Origin of the sequence: Actinomadura sp. NBRC 104412 (assembly GCF_030269515.1) — a bacterium.
In the GTDB taxonomy this organism is placed as follows: Bacteria; Actinomycetota; Actinomycetes; order Streptosporangiales; family Streptosporangiaceae; genus Spirillospora.
This window is the reverse complement of the sequence record NZ_BSTM01000019.1, coordinates 123,333-147,852: the sequence shown is the minus strand read 5'-3', so window position 1 is coordinate 147,852 and position 24,520 is coordinate 123,333. Positions and strand designations below refer to the sequence as shown.

Genomic DNA, 24,520 nt, shown 5'->3' with positions numbered 1-24,520 from the left:
CTTCACTGGTCTTGGTCGACTCGAAGGATCACGAGGTGGCCGTCTCACGTCACGGGGACTCGCCCATCACGACACGAACCGGTCATAGATCACACAGACCCCATACACCACTCCAGTGGACGTGAACGGTCAGGCGATGGCTGCGTTTTGACCCACTCCCCAATCGGGGCAGGGGGTGGATCACTGCCCCCGCCGACCCCGGCGGGGCTCTAGTCATTGTGGGGGGGGCGACCCCGAAGCGGGGCTCTGCCTCGCGGCCCGGTCACCCGTTGGGGCGTCTGCTGGGATTAGTTGGGGAGGGGGAAGGTTGAGAGGGTTATCAGGGTGATCCGGCCGTCCTGGTCGTCCATGGCCAGGTTGACGCGCTGGCCGAAGCGGAGGAGCCTTAGGCCCCCTGCGGCGAAGGACTCCGCGTCGAAGGGCAGTTCTGTTCCGTCGTCGAGCAGTACGCTGCCGGAACTCGTCTCGGCGTCGAAGGTCCGCACCGTTCCCTGCATGGGTCCACCCTAACGGGGCAGGAGTCTCAGGCGGTTGTACGGACGGCGGGTAGTTGGGCGGCGATGCGGGTGGTACGCGGGCCGGTTCCCAGGGTGAGAGCGGCTTGCAGGTCCTGGAGGGTGTCGACGTCCTGGCGGACGCTGGTGATGTCGTCCAGGAGGAGCTCTTGAGCGCCGAGGGCGCGGTGGGCGGCGCGGGAGCCGGGGCCGAACGCGGGGCGGAACGGGGCGCCGGGCCGGGCCGTGTAGAGGGTGGTTCCGGTGCCTGCGGCGTCCGGGACGAACGCCTCCGGGGATTGTGCGGCGGCGTCCAGGACGTGGGTGAGCTCGTTGGGGCGTAGGGCGGGGAGGTCTGCTGAGATGGCGCCGACTCCGGTCTCGGGTGCGGTCTCCCGGATCCGGGCGGCTCCGTGGGTCAGGGCGGGGTTGAGCCCGGCGTCCGGCTCGTCCGGGACGATCATGGCGCCCAGGGCGAGGAGTTCGGCGGCGGGCACGGGGTCGTCGGTGACGACGATCACGCGCTGGACGCGTTCGCAGCGGAGCAGGGCCGCCACGGTGTCGGCGGCGATGGCGAGCGCCAGGGCCTGCCGGTGCGGGCCGGCGGCCTCGGCCATGCGGGTCTTGGCCTTCGCCAGCACCTTGACCGGGACGACGAGGGACCATTGGAGGGGCGGCTGGTTCTGAGTCACACCGTGCTCTGCTGTAGACATGGCAACTCGACACTATGCGCAAACAACCGCGACACTTGAGGACACCCCGCGTTCACCGTGGGCCTACCGAGGAGGGGACGGGCATGAGCCGTGGGTACTCGCCTGCCTGGCGCAAGCTCACCATCGTCGTCCTGCGCCCGTTGCTGTACGGGCTGCTGAAGAGGGAATGGCGAGGGCGGGACAACGTCCCCAAGGAGGGCGGGATCATCATCGCCGCCAACCACATCTCCGAGTCCGACCCCCTGGCCCTGGCCCACTTCGTGTACGAGGCGGGTCGCTATCCGGTGTACCTGGCCAAGTCGTCCCTGTTCGATGTGAAGTTCCTCAAGAACGTGCTGGTCGGCACCGGGCAGATCCCCGTCCACCGTGACCGGGCGGACGCGGCGCTGGCGCTCAAGGACGCCGAGGAGGCGTTGAAACGGGGCGAGTGCCTGATGTTCTACCCGGAGGGTAGCTGCACCCGTGATCCGGATCTGTGGCCGATGACCGGGCAGACGGGGGTGGCGCGGATGGCGCTGAAGACGGGCGCGAAGGTCGTGCCGGTGGCGAGCTGGGGCGCGCACGAGCTGCTTCCGTACAAGAAGGGCGAGCAGAGCGGGCTCGCGGCGTCGCTGAAGAAGGGCTTCCACCCGTTCCCGCGCAAGACGATGAAGGTGATCGCCGGTCCGCCCGTGGACCTGTCGCGGTACGAGGGCCGTCCCCTCACCAAGACCACGCTGCGCGAGGCGACCGACGACATCATGCGGGAGATCGCCCGGCTGGTCGGCGAGCTGCGCGGCGAGGAGCCGCCCAAGGAGCTCTACGACCACCACAAGGTCCTGGAGGAGCGGCGCAGGGCGCAGAAGGGGGTCGAGGGGTCATGAGCGTGCGGAGTCAGGGAAGGGTCGCCGTTCTCGCCGGGGGCTGCGGGGGGTCGCCCGCCCGCGAGGGGGCGGCCTCGTGATCCATCGTGCGGCCGTCATGGGCGCGGGCTCCTGGGGGACCACGTTCGCCAAGCTGCTGTGCGACGCGGGCGGTGAGGTCACGATCTGGGGGCGCCGCGCCTCGCTGGTGAAGGCCATCAACGAGCGGCACGAGAACCCCGACTACCTGCCGGGCGTGCCGCTGCCCGAGGAGGTCCGCGCGACCACGGACCCGGCCGAGGCGCTGGCGGGCGCCGAGTTCGTGGCGCTGGCCGTTCCGGCGCAGACGCTGCGCGAGAACCTGGTGGGCTGGGCGCCGCTGCTGCCCCGCGACGCGATGCTGATCAGCCTGATCAAGGGGGTGGAGCTGGGCACCACCCGGCGGATGTCGGAGGTGATCACCGAGGTCGCCGACGTCCCCGAGGAGCGGGTCGCGGTGTTCAGCGGGCCCAACCTGGCGCGGGAGATCGCGGGCGGCGAGCCCGGCGCGGCGGTGGCCGCGTGCGTGGACGAGGCGGGGGCACAGCGCCTTCAGGCCGCGACCATGACCCCGTACTTCCGCGTGTACACCTCCACCGACGTGATCGGCTGCGAGCTGGGCGGCGCGGTGAAGAACGTGGTGGCGCTGTGCGTGGGGATGTCGGTCGGGCTCGGCTTCGGCGCCAGCACGCAGGCGGTGCTGATGACCCGGGGCCTGGCGGAGATCGCCCGGCTGGGCGCCGCGCTGGGCGCCGACGAGCACACCTTCGCCGGCCTGGCCGGGATGGGCGATCTGGTCGGGACGTGCATCTCGCCGCTGTCGCGGAACCGCACGTTCGGGGAGAACCTGGGCCGCGGCATGACGCTGGACGAGGTGATCGCCGCGACCAGCCAGACCGCCGAGGGCGTGAAGTCGTCCGGGGCGGTGCTGGCGCTGGCCCGCAAGCACAACGTGGAGATGCCGATCACCGAGGCGGTGGTGTCGGTGCTGTACGAGGGCGTCCCGATCAAGGACGCGGCGATCTCGCTGATCTCCCGTTCGCCCAAGCCCGAGCGGTACGGCGTGGAGCAGCGGCACGGTGTCTGAGGCGCCCTGGACGGCCCGTACCCGCTCCTAGCCCACGGTGACGTCGTCGAACGGCAGCAGCGGCCCCAGGAGCGGGAACAGGCCGAACCACAGCAGCGCGACCACGGCGGCGGCCAGCAGCACCGCCTCAATGATCCTGAGCGGGAGCCGGCCGGGGAGCCGGCGCCAGATCCATGCGTACATTCGTGCTCCTCATCGGGTGCCGCGGGTCAGCGTCCGGGCAGCTCGGGCGGGCGGCCGGCGCTCTTCGCCTGTGCCCGGACGAGCTCGGCGCGCACGATCAGCCGCTGGTAGTTGTCGAACTTCGGGTTGCACGTGGTCAGCGTGAGCAGGCGCCGGGTGGGCTTGGCGCCCGGCGCGTCCGGGTTGTGCGCGACGACCTGAACCCGGGTCGGCGGGACGACCTTCGACAGGGTGGCCCGGTAGACGAACCAGGCCCTGCGGGTCTCCAGGACGACCGGGTCGCCCCTCCGCAGCCGGTCCAGGTTCCAGAACACCGACGGCATGCGGTGACCGGCGATGGCGACATTGCCGACCTCGCCGGGGTTCTCCGAACGGGGGTAGTGTCCCGGGCCCTTGGCGAGCGCGCGGCGCGAGACGCCCTCGGCGACGATCCAGCGCTTGCCGAGACGTGGAATGTGCAGCCGTCCGATGGGGTCACCGGGGACGGGCAGGCCCCGCTCCCAGCGCCTCCCGAGGTCGGCCTGCGCGCGTTCGGCCTCCCACGCCTTGCCGATGAACTCGTAGGCGGCGAAAAGCAGCACCACCAGCCCGAAGGTGAGGAGCAACTCGCCGAACGCGAACGCCGCCCCGTGGCCCGCGGGGGGAGGCGGGCGGTCGGCGGCGACCATTTCCGCGGATCGCGTCATCGCAGGTGATCACTTCCTTTGCCTGCCCTGGGTGAATGGAAGGTTAAGGCGCGACGGCGGGCAATGATGGAAAATGGTCGCGCAATTACTGGGTCGTGTTGTCGGCATAATAATCGAAGACCGTTGTCTCAATGTCCGCTCCTGGAAAGTCGTACACGATGAGCAATGTCGGTAAGGAGAACGCGCAGGGCGCCGCGCCGCACGCCCGTCTGATGAGCGCGGTCGGTGCCGCGCTGCTGGCGGCGGGCGTGGCGGTGGGGGTGAGCGGCGTCGCCTTCGCGGGTCCGGTGGAGCCCGCCCCGCCGGTCGCGGCCACCACCGTGGCCGGTGTCAGCGGTGGCCGGCTGGACTGGCGGCCGGTGCCGTCCGCGGGCGAGGCCCCCCAGGTGGAGGCGAGCGACGGCGCCAGGGTGCTCGAGAACGGCTCGGTCCGCTTCACGGCAAGGAACGGCACCTACGACCTGCGCTCGGGCGCGGCCTGGGTGTCCTACAAGGGCACGGTCGTCCTCACCTATCGCGGCGGCGAGGTGACCCTCCGGGACCCGGTGGCGACGCTCGGCGGGAACGCGCGGCCGGTGCTGAGCGCGGTGGTCGTGCCGAACGACGACCCGAAGGGCGCCGCACAGGGGGCCGACGCGACCGCGGCCCCCTCGAACACCGCCGCGCCGGAGACCGAGATCGGGGAGCTGAAGACCTTCGGCATCCCACCGGCGGTCGCCGGGCACAGCGTGACCTGGAGCGAGATCCCGGCCACGCTGACCGCGGCCGGTGCCGGCGCCTTCCCCTCCGACCGGTTCGAGGGAGCCGATCTGGGCGCCGTCACCGTGTCCCTGCTCCACACGGGCGTCCCGTCCCAGCGGGGCGCGGAGGTGAACGCGGCCGCCACCACCCCGGGCGCGACGGACCAGACCACCGGTCCGGACCCGACCGGCACCACCTCGCCACAGGCGACCGACTGCCCCACCACCACGCCCACCGACACCACGACCCCCACGGGCACCACGACGCCCACCGTGACCCCTACCTCGACCCCGACCGGCACCACCGGCCCGACGGACTCCACGTCGCCCGACCCGACCCCGACCGACTGCGCCTCGACGCCGCCGGTCGATGACGATGGTGACGACGACGGGGACGGCGGCACCGCAGGCGTGGGCGGCGATTCCCTGCCCAAGACCGGCGGCGCCTTCGTCCCGCTGATCCTGACCGGCGCCGGCCTTTCCGCGGCCGGGGGAGGCATCATGGTGGCGGCCCGACGCCGGGCGCCGCACGTCCAGGCGTGATCCCCGCTCCGGCCGCCGGCCGTACGGGCCCGGTCCCTCACCAGGGGCCGGGCCCGGCGCTTTCTCGGTGGCACGGCAGGGACGTGCGAACCGGCCCTCCGGTTGACGCACTGGCCGGATTCCGCCGGTGAATTATCCGCGAATGGCGGCCCCGTCGCGCCTTAAGGCTGCGTTCATGATGGCTTCGCATCCGCGCTGGATTTTGTGAATGGCTGTTGATCAGTTGAACTGACGCGTTTCGCCGCACCTGGCCCGAGGGTTGTCATGCGATTCCAAATCTACCGATCGCCGGACGCGCGTTTTTATTGGCGGATGCTAAGCCGCAACCACCGGATCGTGGCGACCGCCGCGGAGGGGTTCGCGAGCACCGAGGACGTCGCCAGGGCCGCGCGAGCGGTGCGCACGCACGCCACCACCGCGGCCATCGATCTCACCAGCGTCCAGGGCGGCGAGTGGCAGTGGACGATGCGCGTCGGCGGCCGTCCCGTCGCGGTGAGCGCGCACGGCTACGGCCGCAGGCTGGAGGCGCAGGCCGCGGCCGACCGGTTCAGGGCGGGCGCCCGGGACGCCGAGGTGATGGACCGGGTCATCCAGATCGGGGGCGCGGGTGGCCAGCCGGGGGAACGTTCCCAGCCCGCGGGGGAGGACGACGACGGCTGGAACGACCGCGACTGGACGAGTGAGGGCACGGCATGATCCCTGGCCACCGCCGGCGCGGGCCTCATGGCCTCAGGCGGCCGTTCGGCGGTAGGGTCGGGCATCATGTCGCAGGTATCACCCAGGATCCGCGTGGCCGTGGTGTTCGGCGGGCGCAGCTCGGAGCACGCCATCTCCTGCGTCACGGCCGGCGCGGTCATGGCGGCGATCGACCGTGACCGGTACGAGGTGGTGCCGGTCGGCATCGCCAGGGACGGCCGCTGGGTACTGGCGCCCGAGGACCAGCGCCTGACGATCGAGGGCGGCCGGCTGCCCGAGGTGACCGGCAAGTCCGGCCGGGCGCTGGCGCTGCCGTTCGACCCCGACAGCCGCGGGCTCATGGTGATCGAGCCGGGCCGGGTGCCCGCGACGCTCGGCGAGGTCGACGTGGTCCTGCCGCTGCTGCACGGCCCGTACGGCGAGGACGGCACCATCCAGGGCATGCTCGACCTGGCGGGCGTCCGCTACGTCGGCGCGGGCGTGCTGGCCAGCGCGGTCGGCATGGACAAGGGCTTCATGAAGCTGGTGTGGCAGGCCCGCGGCCTGCCGGTCGGCCGATACGTGCTGGTCGGCGACCGGGAGTGGCGGCGCGAGCGCAAGCGCAAGATCGACGAGATCAAGGATCTGGGCTGGCCGGTGTTCGTCAAGCCCGCGCGGGCCGGCTCCAGCATGGGCATCAGCCGGGTCACCACCGAGGACGACCTGGAGGCGGCGGTCGAGGCCGCCCGCGAGCACGACCCGAAGGTGATCGTGGAGGCGGCCGTCGAGGGCCGCGAGATCGAGTGCGGCGTGCTGCAGGGCCTGGACGACGGCCCGCCCGAGGTCAGCCTGCCCGCCGAGGTCGTGATGGGCGGCGAGGCCGACTTCTACGACTTCGAGACCAAGTACCTCGACTCGTCCCTCCGGCTGGACATCCCGCCCGACCTCGACCAGGCCGCGATCGAGGAGGCGCAGCGGCTGGCGGCGCAGGCGTTCGACGCCCTGGACTGCGAGGGCCTGGCCCGCGTCGACTTCTTCCACACCCCTGACGGGCGCTGGATCCTCAACGAGATCAACACCATGCCGGGCTTCACCCCCGCGTCCGCGTTCCCGCAGATGTGGGCGGCCTCGGGACTCGACTACCCGGCCCTGGTGGACCGGCTCATCCAGACCGCGCTGCGCCGTTCCGTCGGGCTGCGCTAGCGCGCGGGCGCTCAGAAGGCGAGCCAGCCCCGGTCGTCGAGGGCGGTGATGCCGGTGGCGCGCGCACCGTCGTCGGAGACGGTCCACAGGGTGTCGCCGACGATGAGGGAGCGCCGGATCGGGGACGGGTACCCCTCGTCGCCCTTCGGGTGCTCGACGGTTCCCAGCCGCCGCACGGTGGTGCCGGACACCTTGAGGACGAGCGCCTCACTCCCAGTGGTGTACTTTCCGTCGGTGTACTTGGAGGCGATGGGGAGCACCGTCAGCCCCGTCCGCGGCCAGTACAGGAAGGCGTGCGGCTCGAACTCGGCGGCCGAGCTGGAGCCGGGCAGGTGGTACCCGCCGACGCGGCGCGGGGCGGCGCTGACGTCGAAGAGGGAGACCTGTGTGCCCTGCGTGCGGCCGGTGGTGTCCGCCTCCTGGCCGACGCCCAGCAGCCGCCCGTCCGCGATCGGGTGCAGGTACGCGGAATAGCCGGTGATCTTGAGTTCGCCGGTGACGGTGGGCCGGGACGGGTCACGCAGGTCGATCACGTACAGGGGGTCGATCTGCCGGAACGTCACCACATAGGCGGTGGGGCCGATGAAGCGCACCGAGTAGACGCGCTCGCCCTTGCCGAGACCGCCGACCTTGCCGATCACGGTGAGCCGCCCGCTGCCTTCGACGAGCACGTAAACCGTGCTTTCCGAGCGCCAGGCGCCGCCGGGTTCCCGGGCGCCGGGGGACGCGGAGGTCGTGGTCGCCAGGCGGAGCCGCCCGTCGTGCTCGGACATGGAGTACTGGTTGAGCAGCCGTCCCGGCACCGAGCCGGACGCGACGTAGCGGGGGCGCCCGGCCCCTTCGAGACGGAACTTGTGGATCCGTGTGGTCTCGGAGCCGGGACGCTGGGCCCGTCCTCGCAGCGGGGGGACGCGGCTGTCGGTGACGTAGAGGCTGGCGCCGTTGCCGTAGACCTCCTGGCCCTCGGCGGCGATCGACACCGGTGCTGGGTCGCCGGCGTCCTTGGCCAGGTCGATCGTCAGGATGGACAGCATGCTGGTCCCGCTGCCGTCACGGGGGCGGCTGATGTTCCCGCAGGGAGTCCTGTACGTCGTGGCCCGGCCGTCGCGGCCCCGCACCTCGAAGGCGGGCCGCCAGGCGTCCAATGGGGCGGACCGGACGATCCGCCGGTTGCGTTCGAGGGCCTCCCGCTCGGGCTGCGGGGTCCGCGGCAGGTCGGGGAACTCGATCCGCGGCGCCGACCGCACCACCACCCGGGCGACCGAGCCGGTCTGCCGGGCGTCGACATAGGCGGCGGAGGTCGTCAGCGAGCCGATCACCGTGGGCGCCCCGGACAGGTCGATCACGGTCAGGGTGGTCCGCGGGGACGAGGGGACGGGTGTGTCCCCCGGCCTGATCGCGTCGGGCGCCGACCGGCCGGGAAGCCGGGGGCGGTGAAGGTGGGTCTGCCGGGTCATGACGAGGGCGCGGTCACCGCTGAGGAGAAGCCGCGCGTCGCCGGCTCCGTCGGGGGTGGTCCTCCCCCCGAGGTCGAGGCGGTGGACGACCTTGCGGCCGGCCGGATCGATCACCAGCAGTTCGCCGCGGGCGAGCGCGACGATGCGGCGGCCGTCGGTTTTCACCAGGTCGGGCTCGTCGGCCCCGGCCTCGTGCGCGTTGGTGCGGGAATGCTCCGGCGGCCGCTGCGGGGAGCCCGCGGCGAAGGCCCCGGGGACGGCCCCCTGGGCGCGGGCACCGTCCTCCGCGGCACCGGGAGGCACCGGACCGCCGCCGCCCAGCCCGTACGGGCCGACCTGGCGCTCCGTGGCGGCGCGGAGGTCGGCCAGGACCTGGTCGCAGTCGTCGTAGGAGACCAGGACGAAGCGGGGCGACGGGTCGGGCGCCGGGTCGCTGATGTCCGATCCCGAACAGGCGGCCGCCAGCGTCAGAGGCGCCACGGCCGCCGCGAAGGCGCGCCATCGGCCAGTGCTTCCCGTGCTCGTCCCGCGTCGGCGCATGGGCCTTAGACGCTCGGATCGGCGGGAAGGTTCCGGCGGGAATCGGGTAGATCCGCGGACAACCGTGAATCGCGCCTTACTCAACTGTCAGAACGCCGAAACGGATCGGTAACAGCCGGGTCGGCAAGATCTTCCCAATCGAGCTCCCGTACGGAAGGACCCTGCCTTGGCGCCCACTCTCGCCGTTCCGCCGGTCGTCCGATTCCCGGGGCCGCCGGTGGACGACGGATCCGCGGCCCGGCCGGTACCCGGCCACAACCGCTGGCATCCCGACATCCCCGCGGTGGCCGAAGTGATCACCGGTGGCTCGGTGCGGATGGAGTGCCAGGGACGCGAGCCCGGTGAGGACGCCGTCCTGTGCGGTCCGCTGGTCGTGGTCGGCGCCGAGCCCGGCGACGTGATCGTCGTGGACGTGCTGGGCGTGGGCCGCTCGGACGGCGTGTACGCGCCGCACGGCCATCCCGGGGTCATCGGCTGCGCGCCCGCCGCGATCTCACCGGTCGGCGAGGCCCCTGGCGGTCCCGTCGCGGACGGCGGAATCCTGCTCGGGCGGCTCCGCGCCGGCCAGCCGGGCTTCGCGCGGGCCGCGGCCGAGTCGGTGCGCAGCGAGGCGCGGGGACGCGAGATCGGCGGGTGCGGCATCGCCAGGCTCGGCACGTCCTCCCGGATCCTGCTTCCCGTCCACGTGCGCGGCGCCAAGCTGTCGGTCGGCGACCTGCACTTCCCGGCGAGCGCGGCCGGCGACTGCCGGTTCGAGGGCCGTCCCGGCTGGATCGACCTGCGGGTCAACCTCACCCGGCGGGGCGTCGAGCGGTTCAACGTCACAGGTCCGCTGCTCATGGCCGGGCCGATGTGATCAGCCCGATGGGAGCGCGCCCATGACGGGCCGGTCCACACTCGCCCGCGTGACGGGAGGATCCCGTCCTGGCGGGAGAGAGGCGCCGAGGGGCGAGGGTCCCCTAGGGTGGCCTTGTGATCGTTCGCCCGGCAACTTCCGACGACGTTCCCGAGCTCACCCGGCTGCGGGAACTGCTGTTCCGCCGCGTGATCGACGCGGGCGACCCGGCCGCAGAGGGGAACTGGCGCGAGGAGTTCGCCCGCGACGTCAAGGAGCGCATGGGCGGGTCCCTGGGCGTGTTCGTCGTGGACGGCGACGAGGCGGGACGGCTGGCCGCCTGCGGGCTCGGCCTGATCGAGTACCGGCTGCCCGCCCCGTTCCAGGACGGCGCCCACCATTCCGGGTACGTGCTGGGGATGGTGACCGATCCGGCCTACCGGGGCCGGGGATACGCCCGCCTGATCATGCACGAGCTGCTGGCCTGGTTCCGCGCCAAGAACGTCACCCGCGTCGACCTGCACGCGCCACCGGAGGCCGCGGCCCTGTACCGGTCGATGGGCTTCCAGGAGCACCAGGTCGCCCTGACCTGGCACGCACCCTGATCGACCGTGGTCAGATCCGTGCCGGGAGACCGAAGGTCCGCTCCGCGCTGAACCGCAGCGGAACGTTGTCCAGGACGCACGAGGCGGTCACGACCGCGCGCCACCGCGCGAGGCCCGCCGTCGCGGGCACCCTGACCCGCCACTCGTACGTGGCCTGTTCGCCGGGAGCGAGCCGGTCCGTCTCGCGCCGGGGGGAGACCAGGCGTACCGGCCAGCCGCGCGGTGTGTTCACGCGGAGGCGCAGGCGGCCCCATGGGCGCGCCGACCCGTTGCTGAGCGTCGCAGTGAGCGTGTGGTCGGTGCCCGGCAGCAGGACGTGCGGGAAGCCGACGGTGAGGCCGAACGGCTCGCGGTCGTAGGGCTCGGCCCACGCGTCCCGCATGAACGCGACCATCCGTTCGGCGACGTCCGGATGCGTGCCGGCGACGTCGGCCGTCTCGCTCGGGTCGGAGAGCAGGTCGTACAGCTCCACCTTCCACTCGTCGTCGGATGCCGACCTGTCCCTGCCGGGGGCGAAGCGCACCGCCTTCCACCGGCCCTGCCGCGCCGCCTCGGCCAGGCGGCGCAGGCGGCCCCGCTCGGCGAGATCGGCGCGATGGGTGACGAAGTCGTCGAGCCTGTACCAGTACAGGTACGGGTGCGCGGGCGTGTCGCCGGGGCGCCCGTCCAGCAGCGCGGCGACCGACCGCCCGTCGATGTCGCGCGGCGCGGGGGCGCCCGCCAGCTCGGCCAGTGTCGGCAGCAGGTCGGTCTGCTGCGTCGGCCGGTCGCTGGTGCCGGGTCGGATCCGGCGCGGCGACCACGCGATGAGCGGGACCCGCACCCCGCCCTCGTACAGGTTGCGCTTGTAGCCGCGCAGGCCCCCGTTGGCGGCGAACAGGTCCGGGTTGAAGCCGCGCTCCTCGTGCGGCCCGTTGTCGCTGGTCACCAGCACGATCGTGGACTCGGTCAGATCGTGCTCGCGCAGCTCGTCCACAATCGCGCCCACGTAGTCGTCGAGCCGGGTGACCTGGGCGGCGTGGCCCTTGTCGGGGGCGAGCCAGGGCCGGTCGCCGTACGGCTCGGTGCTCGGGACGTCGCTGGGCGCGTGGGGGAGGTTGGGGGTGAGGAGGAGCAGGAACGGCTCGTCCTTGTGCGCCCGGATGAAGTCGAGCGCGCGGTCACGGAACAGGTCGGGCGCGTAGGAGGCCCTTCTGCCGCCCGCGTTCTCCGGCAGGTGCACCTTGTCGGCGTTGTGCCACAGGTAGGCCGGGTAGTAGCTGTGGGCGTGTCCGTGGGTGATGTAGCCGAAGAACTCCTCGAACCCACGGGAGTTGGGGTGGCTGGGCTGCCCGCCCTGCTCCGGCCCGAGCCCCCACTTGCCGATGCACGCCGTACGGTAGCCGCGTGCCCGCAGCACCTCGGCGAAGGTGGTGTCGCTGTCCCGCAGAGCGGTCGCGGACGGATCCCCCATCGGGTTGTTGCGGACCCGGGCGTGGCCCAGGTGCAGGCCGGTCAGCAGCGAGCAGCGGGACGGAGCGCACACGGGCGCCGTCGAGTACGCCTGGGTGAACCGCAGGCCCTCCTTCGCCAGCCGGTCGAGGTGGGGCGTCCGCATCAGCCGCTGGCCGTAGGCGCCGATCTCGCCGAAACCGAGGTCGTCGGCGACGATCACCACGAAGTTGGGACGACCCGGGCCGGCGTTCCCTCCCTCCGCCTCGGCGGGGTCGGCGACCGCGTCCTGCTGCGCGGCCCGGCCGAGCAGTGCCGCCGCGCCCGCGGCCATGGCCGTGCCGGCGAGGAAGTGGCGTCGGCTGGGCGGCATCGCGGCGTCCCCTGCTGGTCCATTAGTAATTCGGGCAGGACGATCCTGGCCCAACGACTTCGGTAAATCAACCAGGCCGATATGTTAAGCCCATGGCCACTCCTGGAAAGGTGCCCGGGATGCGCTGGGTGCCCGGCGGTGACTTTCTGATGGGATCGGAGGACTTCTATCCGGAAGAGGGCCCCGTGCACATGGCCTCCACGGGCGGTTTCTGGATGGACGAGCACCCGGTGACGGTCGCCCGGTTCCGTCGTTTCGTCGAGGAGACCGGCTATGTGACCGTGGCGGAGCGCCCCCTCGACCCGGCCCGCTTCCCCGGCGCCGACCCCGCCTCGCTGGTGCCCGGCTCGCTGGTGTTCCACAAGACCGAGGGGCCGGTGGACCTGCGCGATTACCGCAACTGGTGGCGGTATGTGCCGGGCGCCGCCTGGCACCGCCCGCACGGTCCGGGCGGCGGGGCGGACGGGCTCGACGAGCACCCGGTGACACATGTGGCCTACGAGGACGCCCTGGCCTACGCGCGCTGGGCCGGCAAGGACCTGCCGACCGAGGTCGAATGGGAATTCGCCGCCCGCGGCGGGCTGGACGGGGCCGTCTACCCATGGGGCGACCAATTCGCTCCGGAAGGGCGCATGATGGCCAACACCTGGCAGGGCGAATTTCCCTGGCAGAACCTCAGGACGGACGGTTACGAGGGCACTTCGCCGGTCGGGTCCTTTCCGGCCAACGGGTACGGGCTTTATGACATGGTGGGGAATGTATGGGAATGGACGGCCGACGTCTACACGGACCGGCATCCCGCGTGCTGCGCCCCCTCGGCCGCCCGGGGTGAGGACGGTGCCGTCCGCCGGACCATCAAGGGCGGCTCGTACCTGTGCGCCCCCAACTACTGCCTTCGCTACCGCCCGGCGGCACGCCAGGGGCAGGAGCCCGACAGCTCAACGGGACATCTGGGCTTCCGCTGCGTGCTGCGCCCCTGACCGCCGCAAAAAAACGATTGCGCGGAAATCCGCTCCGCTGGCACCGTAGAAGCCGTCACCCCGTCAGAGGGAATGGCACTCGAACTTCGGAAGGAGGCCCGCCGTGAAGCGACTACTCGACCGACTGTCCCGGTCATCGCTCGGCCTCCGCGGCGGGGTCCGCTGATTCCTCGGCCGCGAGCCTGCGACGACGCCACCTGACCGGAACGCGCGGCTCTACTCCAAACGGCAGAGAGGCCACTCTCAGGAAGTGGATGTTCAGGGTTCGAATCCCTGGAGCCGCACTGGACGTCCGGCCCCCGTTGCCCAACTGGCAGAGGCGCCTGCCCGAGGAGCAGGAATGGTGTGGGTTCGAATCCCGCCGGGGGTACGCGTGCGCGGTCCTTTAGCTCATGCAGTAGAGCACCGGTTTGAAAGGCCGGGGGACGAGGTGCGAGCCCTCGGGGGACCACTACGGGTCATACCTCTGTAGCTCAGTGGACAGAGCAGCGCGCTACGAACGCGAAGGTCCCAGGTTCGAATCCTGGCAGGGGTGCCACGCCGTACAAGCCGAAAGGGTTGAGGCGCCGGTCTTCCAAACCGGAGTACGGGGTTCGACTCCCCGGTACGGCTCGCAAGCCGCTCGCGCCCGACGGGACGGGCACCGGCCTCTTAAGCCGGATTGAGGAGGTTCGAGCCCTTCGGGCGGCACGAGAAAGAGCATGCGGGAGTGGCGGAACGGTAAGACGCACCGGGCTCAAACCCCGGCGAGCGGAGGCTCATGCAGGTTCGACTCCTGTCTCCCGTACCGGCGAGCGCACCACGCCCGCCGCCCCGTCCCGATGTAAGCGGGACAGTCCCGATGTAAGCGGGACAGTCCCGATGCAAGCGGGACATTGGAGGGACCAGCCGAAGGTTGGCGACGGCCGCGGTCTCGAAAACCGTTGGGGGCCTTGCGTCCCGTGCGAGTTCGATCCTCGCTCCCTCCGCTCAATGCCCGGTTGGCTCAATGCCCGGTTGGCCCGGTTGGCTCAATGGGAGAGCGGCGCCTCCACACGGCGCAGACGAAGGTTCGATTCCTTCACTGGGCACCACGGCCGCCCTGGCCGGGCCCGGCCAGGGCGGTCCCGATCGACCGGGACGGGCCGACGATGCGGCCATGACGATCGTTCACATCGTGGATCGGGTCAAGGCAGGGCACGGGCGCGGGCTGAGCGCGCTGGCGCTCGCGCGGGCCCAGCGCCGGGTCGGCTGGGACGTGCGTGTGCTGGTGAGCGGCGTCCACGGCTTCGGCCCGCTGGAGGACTCCCCCTGGTACGAGCCGCTGTTCGGCGCGCCGCGGGCGGACGTCTACCGTCAGGTCGGGGCCATCGGGCTGGTGGCGGCGGCGCTGGCGGCCAAGACCCGGCGCGGGGACACGCTCGTCTGCCATGAAGGCGTCGACCTGGCGGCGGCGTGCGCGCTGCCGGGCCGCAGAGTGGTCGCCGCCGTCCATTCCGATCCCGACGCCTGCCTGGCCTACCTGCCCGCCTCCACGCTCTTCCAGGTGGTGCGCCGGGCCGATCACTGGGTCGCGTGGGGCACGGCGGTGGCGGCCAAGCTGCACGTCTCGCTGGGGATCGCCAAGGACCGCATCACCATCGGCGGGCAGGCGATGGAGCCTACGGCCCCGGCGTCCGTCCCCCTGGAGGGGTCGCCCGCCTGCCTGAGCGCCGCCCGCGTCCACCCGGTGAAGAATCACGCCGTCATGCTCGGTGCCTGCGCGCTCCTGGCGAGGCGCTGGCCGGACATCCGCTGGCACATGGTGGGAGGCTGCGCGGACCGCGGTTACCTGGCGCGATTACGCGGCATCGCCGAAGGGCTGGGCGTCACCGGGCGGATCGTCTGGCACGGCCACCGCGACGACGTCGCGGGGATGATGCTCGGAAGCGACGTCACCGTCCTGGCCTCCCACAGCGAAGGGATACCGCGGGCCATCCAGGAGTCGATGGCGCTCGGCGTCCCGACGGTGATGCCCGCCGAGCTGTGCGCGGACCTCACCCACGCCGGGCTGCCGGTGGCCTACCGGCCGAACACCCCCCACGCCCTGGCGCGGGCCGTCGAGGACGCGCTCACCGTGGACGCGGACCGGTTGGCCGCCGCCTCGGCCTGGGTTGGGCGCAGATGGGCATGGGAAGAAGTCCTCAGCGACTGGGTGGGCGTGCTGGCCCGCCTGGGTGAGGAGGACCCCCGTGCCGTCCTATGACACCTCCGTGCCCGCCCTGGTTCTCAAGGTCGGTCATTACCCCCTGCACCATGGCGGGCTGGCGGTGGTCCGGACCCTCGGCCGGGTGGGCGTCCCTGCGTACGCGGTCACCGAGGACAGGTTCACGCCCATGGCGCTGTCCCGGCACGTGACCGGACGGTTCGTGTGGCGGACGGGCGGTGAGCGGACCTATCAGCGGCAGCTTCTGGAGGGCATGGGCGAGGTCGCCGAACGGATCGGGCGGCCCGCCGTGCTGCTCCCGACCGACGACCACGCCGCGCTCTTCGTCTCCGAGCACGCCGACGCGCTGGAGGACCGGTTCCTGTTCGCGCGGCAGCCCCCCGGACTGGTCCGCGCGGTGACCGACAAGGCCGAACTGCACGCGCGCTGCCGCGAACTCGGGCTCGCCGCCCCGGCCACCACGGTCGTCGAGCGGGAGGACGAGCTCGCGGCGTTCGCCGAGACCGCCGGGTTCCCGGTGGTGGTGAAGCAGGCCGCGCCCTTCCTGCTCGGCGACGGCCGCCGCATGACCAGCACGCGCATCGTCCGGGACCGCCGCGAGCTGCTGCGGACGCGCATCCAAGGACGGCTGGTGCTCCAGGAACATCTCCCGTCCGAGCATGCCGAGGACTGGCTGTTCCACGGCTACTGCGACACGGGCTCGCGATGCCTGGTCGCCTTCACCGGCCGCAAGGTGCGGTCGTGGCCCGTGGGTGCGGGCGAGACCGCGTTCGGCCGCGCGGAGCGCAACCCCGAGCTGGAGGAGCTGACCCGCGCGCTGCTCCAGGCCCTCGGTTACCGCGGGCCGGTGAGCATGGACTACCGGTACGACCGGCGGGACGGGACCTACAAGCTGCTCGACCTCAATCCCCGAGTGGGGGCCATCTTCCGGTTGTTCACCGATGAGGCGGGCGTGGACGTCGTCCGAGCCTTGCACCTCGACCTGACCGGACGGCCGGTACCGGACGCCGTTCCCGTTGACGGCAGGGTCGTGATGGTCGAGGGTTACGACGTGCGGTCGGCCCGTAGCCTTCTCAAGACGCGCGACCTGACCCTCGCGGAGCTGTCGTCGTCCTGGCGCACGATCAGCGAGACCGCCTGGTTCGGCCGCGACGACCTGCTGCCGCCGCTGGTCGCGCTCGCACGCGCGGCCGTCCCGCGACGCCGCGAACGGCGCGGCGCCCCGCCCCGTTTCGTCCCCGGCCGTGCCAGGCCGCGCGGCCTCCGTCCCGCCGTCTCCGGACCGGGACGCGCATGAGCACGACCGCGCACGCCGAGGGGGCCGGCTCGATCGCGGTCGGCGGCGACGTCATCAACAGCATCTTCGTCACCGGTGGCGTCAACCAGTTCTTCGTCGGCCGGTACGAACGGCTGGCGGAGGCGTACCTCAACCCCAGGGCGCTGTATCGGGAACTACGGATGGAGCACTTCACCGGTCGCGACTGGCTGCTGCGCGCCCTGGACGACTTCATCGCCGCGCACGACCGCGGGTACGTGGTCATCGAGGCCGAGGCGGGCATGGGCAAGACCGCCTTCATGGCCTGGCTGGCGCGCGAGCGGGGCTATGTCCACCACTTCGTGCGGCTCATGCCGGACGCCGACGACGCCGGTGTGGCGCTGCGCAACCTGTCGGCCCAGCTCATCCGCGCCTGGGAGCTTCAGTCCATGGCGGTCGGCGGCGTGCTGCCCGCCAACGCGTCCCGTCCGGACTTCTTCGAGGAGGTGCTGTACGAGGCGGCGCTGCGCCGCGACGAGCTGCGTCCCGGCGAGCCGATCGTCCTGGTGGTGGACGGGCTGAACGAGACCGCCGCGCCCGCGACCCACAATCCGCTGGGCCTGCCGGCCGACCTGCCCGAGGGCGTCTTCGTCGTGGTGTCGCAGCGGACCGTGATGGTGCCGCTCATGGTGGAGACGCCACGCCGCGTCCTGCGGATCCGGCGCGACGCCCCGGAGAACCTCGCCGACCTGAAGGCGTACACGGGGCGCCTGGTCGCCGAGCCTGTGCTGGCCGCGCGCCTTGAGGAGGCGGGCATCGAGCCGGGCGAGTACGTACGGCGCCTGGTGTCCTGGAGCTCCGGCGTCTGGCTGGTCCTGCGTTACGTGCTCGCCGAGCTGCGCAGCGGCGCCCGCGCGCCCGGCGACCTGGAGTCGCTGCCGGTCGGCCTGTGGCATTACTACGCGCGGTTCTGGAGCCGGTGGCAGCGCGCGCACGAGAGCACCTGGGCCACGGTGGACCTGCCGCTTCTGGTCACCATCACCGCCGCGCAGGAGCCCTTGACGTTGGACGTGCTGTGCCTGCTGAGCGAATGCCCCGACCCGGAGCGCGCGGCCCGGCTCGTCGGCGACGACTGGCGCCCGTTCCTCCAGGTGGACGGGGAAGGGGAGCGGGAGCGCTACCGCACGCTTCACGACAGCCTCGGCGAGTTCGTCGCGGGAAGGGTGGACGCGGGCGGGCTGACGAGCGCGGAGCGCCCGTTCGTGGAACGGCTGGCCGTGGCGCAGCGCGACGCGCACGAGCGCATCGCCGCGCGCTACCTGGACGCCTGGGGCGGGCTTGAGGCCAGCCTGCCCGCGCTGCGCGCCTCCATGGGAACGGGCGAACTGGACGGCGGCTACGGCCTGCGGCACGTCGTCCACCACCTCGCGGCCGCCGAGACCGGCGCGGCCCTGCACGCGCTGCTGGCGGTGGAGTGGCCGCGCGACGAGGCCGCCGATCCCGGCGCGGGCTCCGGTGTGAGCAACGCATGGTTCGAGGCCCACCGCGCCCGGAACGCGTACGCGGGGTACGTCCTGGACGTGCAGCGGGCCTGGGCTCACGCCGAGCGGACGGGGGCACTCGACCTGGAGCTGCGGTACGCGCTGATCGAGGCGTCGGTGAACAGCATGGCGGGGAACGTCCCGAGCGAGCTGCTGCTGGCGCAGGTCGACGACGGGCTGCTGTCCACGGAGCAGGCCCTCGAACTGGCCCGGGAGACCACCGAGCCGCGCACCCGCGCGGAGGCGCTGGCGACGCTTCTGCCCCGCCTGACGGGGGAGACGCGCCGCGAGGTCGTCCGCGAGGCCCTGGCCAGCGTGCAGCTCGTCCCGGACGGCTACTGGCGCGCGGGCGAGCTGGTCCGGCTGGCCCCCGTCACCGGGCCCGAGCACCGGGACGACCTGGTGGCGATCGCGTCCAACATGAGCCGCGCCTACGACCGCGACATCTCGATGCGTTTCCTGGAGGCGTACTTCGAGAACCCGGAGAACGTCACCCCGGGACCCGACCCCGAAACGTTCTTCTCCGACCCCGACGATCCGCGCCTGTTCGCGGCCCAATACCTGCGCCGCACGGCCCATGCGGTGGCGACCCTCCTCCTCGGCACCGGCATCGACCCTTCCGAGGAGACCGACCTGCGGCGGCATGTCGAGGCCAGCCGCTTCGTCCCCGACCCTCGGTGGCGCGCCGGACTGCTGACCGTCCTGGCCGGCGACGCGCCGCCGGAGGCGCGCCGCGACATCCTCCGGGTGGCCCTGGGCGTGGCGCTCGGCATCGGTGACGGGGAGGCGGTGGACGCCGCGCAGGCGGCGATCGCGGCCCGGCTCGCCGGTGCGGGCGATGTGGCGGCGGCGCTGGAGCACACGGAACGGATCGACGACCCCGAGGGGCTGGCGCGCGCCCTCTTCGCCGTCGCGGACCGGGTACCGCCCGCCGAGCGGCGGCCGATCGCCCTGCGCGCCGTCGCCGCCACGGAAGCGATCGCCGACCCGGTCGCGCGGGGCCGGGTCCTGCGCGACCACGCCGCTCACCTCGCGGCGCACCTCGATGGGGACCTCGACGGGACGCTCGCGTCGCTGCCCCCCGACTGGCGCGCGTCCGTACGGGCCGCCGTGCCCGGCGCCGCCTCCGGCGACGAGCTGCTCGATCTGATCGCGTCCGTGCCGGGACCCGGGCGTGGACGCGTACTGGCCGAACTGATCCTCCGCCTGCCGGACTCCCATCTCGACCAGGCCCGCGACGCGATCGGCACGCTCGACGACTCCGAGGAACGCGATCACGCTCTGGCCGTCCTGGCGCCCCGGCTGCCGGCGGGCGCGGACGAGGCGGACGCGATCGCGGACGCCTACTGGCGGATGGAGACACGCTTCCAGGTCGCCTGCGCGCTCGCGGAGAACGGCCGCCCGGACGAGGCCGCGCGGATCGCCGAGCGGGTGGACGCGACGCCGAGGCGGGCCGAGGCGCTGGCCGCGGCGGGACGTACCGAGGCGGCGTTCGGCGTGGCCGACGGCCTCCGGGACGACCCCGCGGGCCGGATCGCCGTCCTGCTGCGCGTCGGTGCCCGCGGCGCCGGTGCTCGTAAAGTCGGTGCCCGCGAAGACGGTGCCCCCGAAGAGCGTGGCCGTGACGCGGTGGCCGAGGCCGTCGCGGCGCTCGATGAGATCGCCGAACCGCGGCCGCGCGCGGTGCTGACCGCGCCGGTCGCGCTCGCGCTGGCCGAGTCCGGCCGTGCCGAGGAGGCCCTCGACCTCGTCCGCTCGCTGCCGGGCGACGAGAGGGCCGCCCCGCTGACGCCGCTCGCGCCCATCGTCGGCCCACCGGCCCTCGACCTCGCGCGGACACTGCCCGATCCCGTCGCCCGCGCGCAGGTGCTGGCGTTGCTGACGGGACACGCGTCCGACGTCCCCGGGCACCTGCGCGAGGTCCTGCGCGCCCTGGCCACGGGCACCCGGGAGCAACTGTTGCAGGCTGTTCCGGACATTCTGACCGGGCTCCTGGAGACCGCCGGGCCGCGCGGTCTCTCCGACCTGGCGGCGGCCGTCGCCCTCGTGCGGAGGTGGTGGCCATGACCGCTGGGTTCGAGCTGGTCGTCCACCACCGTTACACGTCCGGGACGTGCGCGGACCTCACCGGACACGCCAACCACGGATACGCCGGCCACGGGTACGCCGGCCACGAGGACGCCGGCCCGGGGAACACCACGGTCGGGGACGCCGATCCCCAGGGACTCGCGTTCGACGGCCGGACGACCCGCGTCGTGGTGTTCCCCGCGCTCAGCCTGACCGCGCTCGGCGGCGTGCGGGCGCGGGCCCGGGTGTGGGTCGACGACCTGGCCGACCGCGGCACGATCATGGAGGGGTATCTGGCGTTCTCCTTCGCGGTCGAGCCCGACGGGACGCTGACGGGCAGCGTCTACACCGGCCTGGAGTGGCACCTGGTCACCTCGCCTCCGGCCACGGTCCCGTACCGCCGCTGGGTCGACCTGGCGTTCGTGTACGACGGCCGCGACCACCTGGCCCTGTCGGTGGACGGCCGCACCGTCGCCGGCCGGTCCGCCGCCGTCGGGCGCGTGGGCGATGTCGAGTGGCCCTACGGCCTCACCATCGGCGCCTGGCCGGACCTGGCCGCACGCGTCTTCAACGGGCGGATGGCGGAGGTCTGGCTGTGGCGGGCGACGCGCTGAGACTGGCGGACTTCGCGCCGCGATCCGAACTGGTCGTCCGGGAGACCCCGGTGACCGGGCCGCGCTTCCCCGTGGTCGACGCCCACAGCCATCTCGGGGACGAGTTCGGCGGCGGCTGGGACCGCCGCCCGGTGGCCGAACTGCTGGACGTCCTGGACGCCGCGGGTGTGGAACGCCTGGTGGACCTGGACGGCGGCTGGGGTGAGGACGTGCTCGACCGGCACCTGGCGCTGTTCAAGGAGGCCGCGCCCGACCGCTTCGCCTGCTTCGGAGGCGTCGGCTGGGGCGCCTGGCCGGACCTGGGCGACCGGTTCCCCGACCACGCCGCCGCGCGGCTGGTCGCGCAGGCCCGCAGGGGCGCGCAGGGCCTGAAGATCTGGAAGCCGTTCGGGCTGCGCGTCACCGACCAGCACGGCGCCCGCGTCCGCGTCGACGACGACCGCCTCGACGTGCTCTGGGCCACCGCCGCCGAGCTGAACCTTCCGGTCGTCATCCACGTGGCCGACCCGGTGGCCTTCTTCCGGCCGCTCGACGCCCGCAACGAGCGATACGAGGTGCTGCGCGAGCATCCGGACTGGCATGCGCACGGGGACGGGCTGCCCGCGTTCGGCACCCTGATGGACGAGCTGGCGGCCCTGGTCGAACGGCATCCCGCCACCACGTTCGTCGGGGCGCACGTCGGCTGCTACTCGGAGAACCTGGCCTGGGTGAGCGATCTGCTGGACCGCTGCCCCAACTTCCACGTGGACCTGGCGGCGCGGCTGGACGAGCTGGCCCGTCAGCCGTACACCGCGCGCCGCTTCGTCATCCGCCATCAGGACCGGGTGCTGTTCGGCGCCGACCTCCCCGCCGACGTGGGGATGTACCGCACCCACTACCGGTTCCTGGAGACCGACGACGAGCACTTCCCCGGGCCTGGCGGTGACCGTCCCGGCGTGAGCTGGCGGCTGACGGGACTGTCGCTTCCCGGTGACGTCCTGGCGAAGGTCTATCGCGAGAACGCGCTGCGCGTGCTGAGGCTCTAGGAGTTCTGGCCGCCGGTGGAGATCGTGCTGCCGGAGACGTCCCGCCCGATGGCGATCGACCCCTGGCCGCTGGCGGTCACGTTGGTGACGGTGCCCGCCGCCCCGGCGGCGCGCGCCTCGTCGAGGAGCCGGCCGACCTCGCGCGCCAGCTCGGGATCCTCGTTGAACAGCTTCTTCAGCTGCACCTTCAGGACGGTCCGCAGGTCCTCGTCCTCGGGGTCGTCCGCCAGGTCCCGGACGGCCTCGTGCGCCGCGGGGCTCTCCTCGACCCTGCCGCGCAGCCGGTCCCAGATCCGGCGGCCGAACCCTTCGCGGTCGCCGTCCGCGGCGTCGCCCTGGCCCGCGGCCAGGTTCAGCAGTTGCGGCAGCAGCGGAGCGAGAAGCGAGACCAGAGCCGCGATGTCCACAGCCCACCCCGATCGGCTAGATTCGGTGCCCGGCCGCCTCAGTCTACGCAGGTGCGGGAGCCCATGGCCGACTTATTCGGACGGATCCGGTTCGGTGTCACGGCCGAGCCCGTGTCGTGCGCCGACGGCGACACCACCGTCACCTGGGATCCCGGCCGGCAGACCGTCACCCTCGTCCGCGACCGCCTTGGCGAGAGGCCGCTCTTCTACGCGCCCACGAGCGACGGCGTGCTCTACTCGTCCACCCAGGACGCGCTGCTCGCCCACGTCGCGCCCGTCCTCGACCTGGACGGTCTCCACCGGGCCTTGGCGTTCACGCTCAACGTTCCCGGCGTCCCGTGGTCCGGCGTGCATGAGGTCGCGCCGGGCACCAGCGTCACCGTCACACCCTCCGGCGCCACCACGACCACCTATTGGCGGCTCACCGCCCGGGAGCACACCGACGACCTTGGGACGACCGTGGCGACGATCCGGGACCTGCTCGGCGCGGCCCTGGAGGACGCCCCGGCCGCGTCGCTGCTCTCCGGAGGGCTCGATTCCAGTCTCCTCGCCGCCCTCGCCGGCGTCTCCACCACGTACGAGGTGGACTTTCCCGAGTACAGAGAGCGTTTCGTGCCCACCGAGGAGCGGGCTGCCCCCGACGGCCCCTTCGCGGCGGAGGTCGCGGCCCACCTCGGCACCGCCCACCACACCCTCACCCTGGACGCCGCCACACTGGCCGACCCGGCACTGCGCAGGCGCGTCGTCCAGGCGTACGGCACCCCACCCGGTTGGGGCGACCGCGACCGCTCGGCCTACCTTCTCTATCGCGCGGTTCGCGAGAAGACGGTCCTGTCGGGGGAGGGCGCGGACGAGCTCTTCGGCGGCTATGCCACGTTCTTCGACCCAGCGGCCCAGGACGCGACGACCTTTCCCTGGGTGGTGACGTATTACGACGATTACGGCCCGGCCCCCGGCGCCCTGCGTCCCGCGCTCGACCTGCCCGGCCATCTGGCGGACGAGTACGCCCGAGCCGTCGCCGAGGTGGAGGACCCCACGCGCATCGTCGCCCACCTCTTCCTGACGCGGGCGCTTCCCGTCCTGCTCGCGCGCAAGAACAGCCTGAGCGGGGCCGCCGGGCTCGACGTCCGCACGCCGTTCACCGATCCTCGCCTGGTCGAGTACGTCTACAACGTGCCCTGGTCGATGAAGACGTTCGACGGCCGCGAGAAGAGCCTGCTGCGCGCCATCGCCCGCGACCTGTTGCCGCGTTCGGTCCTGACGAGGGTGAAGACCGCCTACCCTTCGACGTGCGACCCCGCCTATCTGGCGGCGCTCGGACGGGAGGCGGCCCGGCTGGTGTCCCTGGACCATCCCGTCTTCGAGATCGCCGACCGTACCTGGCTGGGTGAGGCCGACCCGGCGAGGCCCCGTGACCGCAACACCGTCGAGTGGATTCTCAACCTGGCGGCGTGGCTCGACGTGTACCACCCGACGCTTGCTCTCTGAGCTTGCGAACGTGACCCCGATATACGTGTTGCCCGCCGCACGTGTAATCAGGAGCGCCTGGCGTCGAGAAGCTTGGTCACGAGAATTGCTATCACCAGCACCAGCGGCGGCACCGCGAGGAGCGTCACCCAGCCGACCCAGCGGGCGGTCAGGTCGCCCACGCTGAAACTGACGGGAAACCAGGCCAGCACGGTGTAGGGCACTCCGCCGTACTGGAGCGGAAGGCTTCCGCTGAGCCGGTAAGTGTTGTGCCATTCCCGTCCTTGTGGTGTGGAGCGGCTGTTGACCAGCAGACCCACCGTCCAGTGCAGAATCCAGGAGACGAGGATGATGGACACGCCCCACGCGAGCAGGTTGGAGGGTCCTTCGTTCTCGCCGGGATCCAGGGCCATCGCCAGGAAAGCACTGATCACGAAGGTGGCGACGAGAAGGATCAGAAAGAGCGCGGTCGCGCGAAAGCTGTCACGTCCCATGGCGGCCTCCCGTGAGATTGCGGGAATGGTATCCGGTCG

22 protein-coding genes and 9 tRNA genes are annotated in these 24,520 nt (G+C 72.4%); 23 read left to right on the top strand and 8 right to left on the bottom strand.

Translation table 11 applies throughout. The features are described from left to right. Positions 1 to 287 precede the first annotated feature (287 nt). Both QSK21_RS23255 and cofC read right to left on the bottom strand, forming a co-directional pair. The gene (locus tag QSK21_RS23255) at positions 288 to 497 is read right to left on the bottom strand and encodes a hypothetical protein (RefSeq protein ID WP_285698879.1); all 210 of its coding nucleotides are present in this window, start codon (positions 495 to 497) and stop codon (positions 288 to 290) included. Positions 498 to 523: 26 nt separating this feature from the next. Further along, positions 524 to 1,186: a 2-phospho-L-lactate guanylyltransferase gene (cofC, locus tag QSK21_RS23250; protein WP_285698877.1), complete on the bottom strand. Its 663-nt coding sequence runs from the start codon at positions 1,184 to 1,186 to the stop codon at positions 524 to 526. Between the two features lie 104 nt (positions 1,187 to 1,290). On the opposite strand from cofC, the gene QSK21_RS23245 reads away from it, so the two are divergent. Then, a complete protein-coding gene (locus QSK21_RS23245) occupies positions 1,291 to 2,070 on the top strand; it encodes a lysophospholipid acyltransferase family protein (RefSeq protein WP_285698875.1) in 780 nt (259 codons plus the stop codon). 79 nt (positions 2,071 to 2,149) lie between these two features. After that, positions 2,150 to 3,175 carry an NAD(P)H-dependent glycerol-3-phosphate dehydrogenase gene (locus QSK21_RS23240; RefSeq protein ID WP_285698886.1) on the top strand — a complete coding sequence of 342 codons (1,026 nt, stop codon included), beginning with the start codon at positions 2,150 to 2,152 and terminating at the stop codon, positions 3,173 to 3,175. A gap of 27 nt (positions 3,176 to 3,202) precedes the next feature. Here QSK21_RS23240 and QSK21_RS23235 read toward each other — a convergent pair whose 3' ends face one another. Next, positions 3,203 to 3,358: a hypothetical protein gene (locus QSK21_RS23235; RefSeq protein WP_285698873.1), complete on the bottom strand. Its 156-nt coding sequence runs from the start codon at positions 3,356 to 3,358 to the stop codon at positions 3,203 to 3,205. Between the two features lie 26 nt (positions 3,359 to 3,384). Continuing rightward, entirely contained in the window at positions 3,385 to 4,044 is a 660-nt protein-coding gene (locus tag QSK21_RS23230) for a class E sortase (RefSeq protein WP_285698872.1), read from the bottom strand. Positions 4,045 to 4,202: 158 nt separating this feature from the next. Here QSK21_RS23230 and QSK21_RS23225 point away from each other — a divergent pair, with 158 nt between their 5' ends. The 3 genes from QSK21_RS23225 to QSK21_RS23215 all read left to right on the top strand — a co-directional run bounded on the left by QSK21_RS23225 (position 4,203) and on the right by QSK21_RS23215 (position 7,205). After that, positions 4,203 to 5,327: an HtaA domain-containing protein gene (locus QSK21_RS23225; RefSeq protein ID WP_285698870.1), complete on the top strand. Its 1,125-nt coding sequence runs from the start codon at positions 4,203 to 4,205 to the stop codon at positions 5,325 to 5,327. Between the two features lie 264 nt (positions 5,328 to 5,591). After that, positions 5,592 to 6,023, top strand: coding sequence for a YegP family protein (locus tag QSK21_RS23220; RefSeq protein ID WP_285698868.1), 432 nt, complete (start codon positions 5,592 to 5,594; stop codon positions 6,021 to 6,023). Between the two features lie 66 nt (positions 6,024 to 6,089). Further along, a complete protein-coding gene (locus QSK21_RS23215; protein ID WP_285698866.1) occupies positions 6,090 to 7,205 on the top strand; it encodes a D-alanine--D-alanine ligase family protein in 1,116 nt (371 codons plus the stop codon). Positions 7,206 to 7,216: 11 nt separating this feature from the next. On the opposite strand, the gene QSK21_RS23210 is transcribed toward QSK21_RS23215, so the two are convergent. Next, on the bottom strand, positions 7,217 to 9,142 hold the full coding sequence (locus QSK21_RS23210) for a beta-propeller domain-containing protein (RefSeq protein WP_285698864.1): 1,926 nt from the start codon (positions 9,140 to 9,142) through the stop codon (positions 7,217 to 7,219). Positions 9,143 to 9,368: 226 nt separating this feature from the next. Between QSK21_RS23210 and QSK21_RS23205 the strand changes: the two genes are divergently transcribed. Then, on the top strand, positions 9,369 to 10,058 hold the full coding sequence (locus QSK21_RS23205; RefSeq protein ID WP_285698862.1) for an acetamidase/formamidase family protein: 690 nt from the start codon (positions 9,369 to 9,371) through the stop codon (positions 10,056 to 10,058). Positions 10,059 to 10,174: 116 nt separating this feature from the next. Continuing rightward, positions 10,175 to 10,642: a GNAT family N-acetyltransferase gene (locus QSK21_RS23200; RefSeq protein ID WP_285698861.1), complete on the top strand. Its 468-nt coding sequence runs from the start codon at positions 10,175 to 10,177 to the stop codon at positions 10,640 to 10,642. A gap of 10 nt (positions 10,643 to 10,652) precedes the next feature. Here the strand turns inward: QSK21_RS23200 and QSK21_RS23195 are convergent, their stop codons facing one another. Continuing rightward, positions 10,653 to 12,446, bottom strand: a complete 1,794-nt coding sequence (locus QSK21_RS23195) for a sulfatase-like hydrolase/transferase (RefSeq protein ID WP_285698859.1) — start codon at positions 12,444 to 12,446, stop codon at positions 10,653 to 10,655. Positions 12,447 to 12,538: 92 nt separating this feature from the next. Between QSK21_RS23195 and QSK21_RS23190 the strand changes: the two genes are divergently transcribed. From QSK21_RS23190 to QSK21_RS23120, 15 genes are all read left to right on the top strand, one after another. Further along, complete coding sequence (locus QSK21_RS23190) at positions 12,539 to 13,426, top strand: formylglycine-generating enzyme family protein (RefSeq protein ID WP_285698857.1); 888 nt, start codon at positions 12,539 to 12,541, stop codon at positions 13,424 to 13,426. Between the two features lie 210 nt (positions 13,427 to 13,636). Beyond that, positions 13,637 to 13,710: transfer RNA gene (locus QSK21_RS23185), tRNA-Leu, on the top strand. 11 nt (positions 13,711 to 13,721) lie between these two features. Continuing rightward, positions 13,722 to 13,796 (top strand) — tRNA-Leu (locus tag QSK21_RS23180). Positions 13,797 to 13,805: 9 nt separating this feature from the next. Beyond that, a tRNA-Phe gene (locus QSK21_RS23175) sits at positions 13,806 to 13,877 on the top strand. An 11-nt stretch (positions 13,878 to 13,888) separates the two neighbouring features. Next, positions 13,889 to 13,964: transfer RNA gene (locus QSK21_RS23170), tRNA-Arg, on the top strand. 1 nt (position 13,965) lies between these two features. Further along, a tRNA-Gly gene (locus tag QSK21_RS23165) sits at positions 13,966 to 14,038 on the top strand. A 5-nt stretch (positions 14,039 to 14,043) separates the two neighbouring features. Further along, positions 14,044 to 14,116 (top strand) — tRNA-Lys (locus tag QSK21_RS23160). Between the two features lie 13 nt (positions 14,117 to 14,129). After that, positions 14,130 to 14,213, top strand: a tRNA-Leu gene (locus QSK21_RS23155). A 90-nt stretch (positions 14,214 to 14,303) separates the two neighbouring features. Continuing rightward, positions 14,304 to 14,394, top strand: a tRNA-Ser gene (locus QSK21_RS23150). A gap of 31 nt (positions 14,395 to 14,425) precedes the next feature. Beyond that, a tRNA-Val gene (locus tag QSK21_RS23145) sits at positions 14,426 to 14,499 on the top strand. 65 nt (positions 14,500 to 14,564) lie between these two features. Continuing rightward, the gene (locus tag QSK21_RS23140; protein ID WP_285698856.1) at positions 14,565 to 15,650 is read left to right on the top strand and encodes a glycosyltransferase; all 1,086 of its coding nucleotides are present in this window, start codon (positions 14,565 to 14,567) and stop codon (positions 15,648 to 15,650) included. Continuing rightward, the gene (locus QSK21_RS23135) at positions 15,637 to 16,908 is read left to right on the top strand and encodes a carboxylate--amine ligase (protein ID WP_285698855.1); all 1,272 of its coding nucleotides are present in this window, start codon (positions 15,637 to 15,639) and stop codon (positions 16,906 to 16,908) included. The genes QSK21_RS23140 and QSK21_RS23135 overlap by 14 nt, the downstream gene beginning before the upstream one ends. Continuing rightward, complete coding sequence (locus QSK21_RS23130) at positions 16,905 to 20,474, top strand: hypothetical protein (RefSeq protein ID WP_285698853.1); 3,570 nt, start codon at positions 16,905 to 16,907, stop codon at positions 20,472 to 20,474. The genes QSK21_RS23135 and QSK21_RS23130 overlap by 4 nt, the downstream gene beginning before the upstream one ends. Beyond that, positions 20,471 to 21,088 carry a LamG-like jellyroll fold domain-containing protein gene (locus QSK21_RS23125; RefSeq protein ID WP_285698851.1) on the top strand — a complete coding sequence of 206 codons (618 nt, stop codon included), beginning with the start codon at positions 20,471 to 20,473 and terminating at the stop codon, positions 21,086 to 21,088. The genes QSK21_RS23130 and QSK21_RS23125 overlap by 4 nt, the downstream gene beginning before the upstream one ends. Further along, complete coding sequence (locus tag QSK21_RS23120) at positions 21,070 to 22,113, top strand: amidohydrolase family protein (protein ID WP_285698849.1); 1,044 nt, start codon at positions 21,070 to 21,072, stop codon at positions 22,111 to 22,113. The genes QSK21_RS23125 and QSK21_RS23120 overlap by 19 nt, the downstream gene beginning before the upstream one ends. Here QSK21_RS23120 and QSK21_RS23115 read toward each other — a convergent pair. Next, complete coding sequence (locus QSK21_RS23115) at positions 22,110 to 22,520, bottom strand: hypothetical protein (protein ID WP_285698848.1); 411 nt, start codon at positions 22,518 to 22,520, stop codon at positions 22,110 to 22,112. The two genes, QSK21_RS23120 and QSK21_RS23115, sit on opposite strands and share 4 nt — an antisense overlap. A 63-nt stretch (positions 22,521 to 22,583) precedes the next feature. Between QSK21_RS23115 and QSK21_RS23110 the strand changes: the two genes are divergently transcribed. After that, positions 22,584 to 24,008: an asparagine synthetase B family protein gene (locus QSK21_RS23110; protein ID WP_285698847.1), complete on the top strand. Its 1,425-nt coding sequence runs from the start codon at positions 22,584 to 22,586 to the stop codon at positions 24,006 to 24,008. A 47-nt stretch (positions 24,009 to 24,055) separates the two neighbouring features. Here the strand turns inward: QSK21_RS23110 and QSK21_RS23105 are convergent, their stop codons facing one another. Continuing rightward, the gene (locus tag QSK21_RS23105; protein WP_285698846.1) at positions 24,056 to 24,481 is read right to left on the bottom strand and encodes a hypothetical protein; all 426 of its coding nucleotides are present in this window, start codon (positions 24,479 to 24,481) and stop codon (positions 24,056 to 24,058) included. Positions 24,482 to 24,520: the final 39 nt, after the last annotated feature.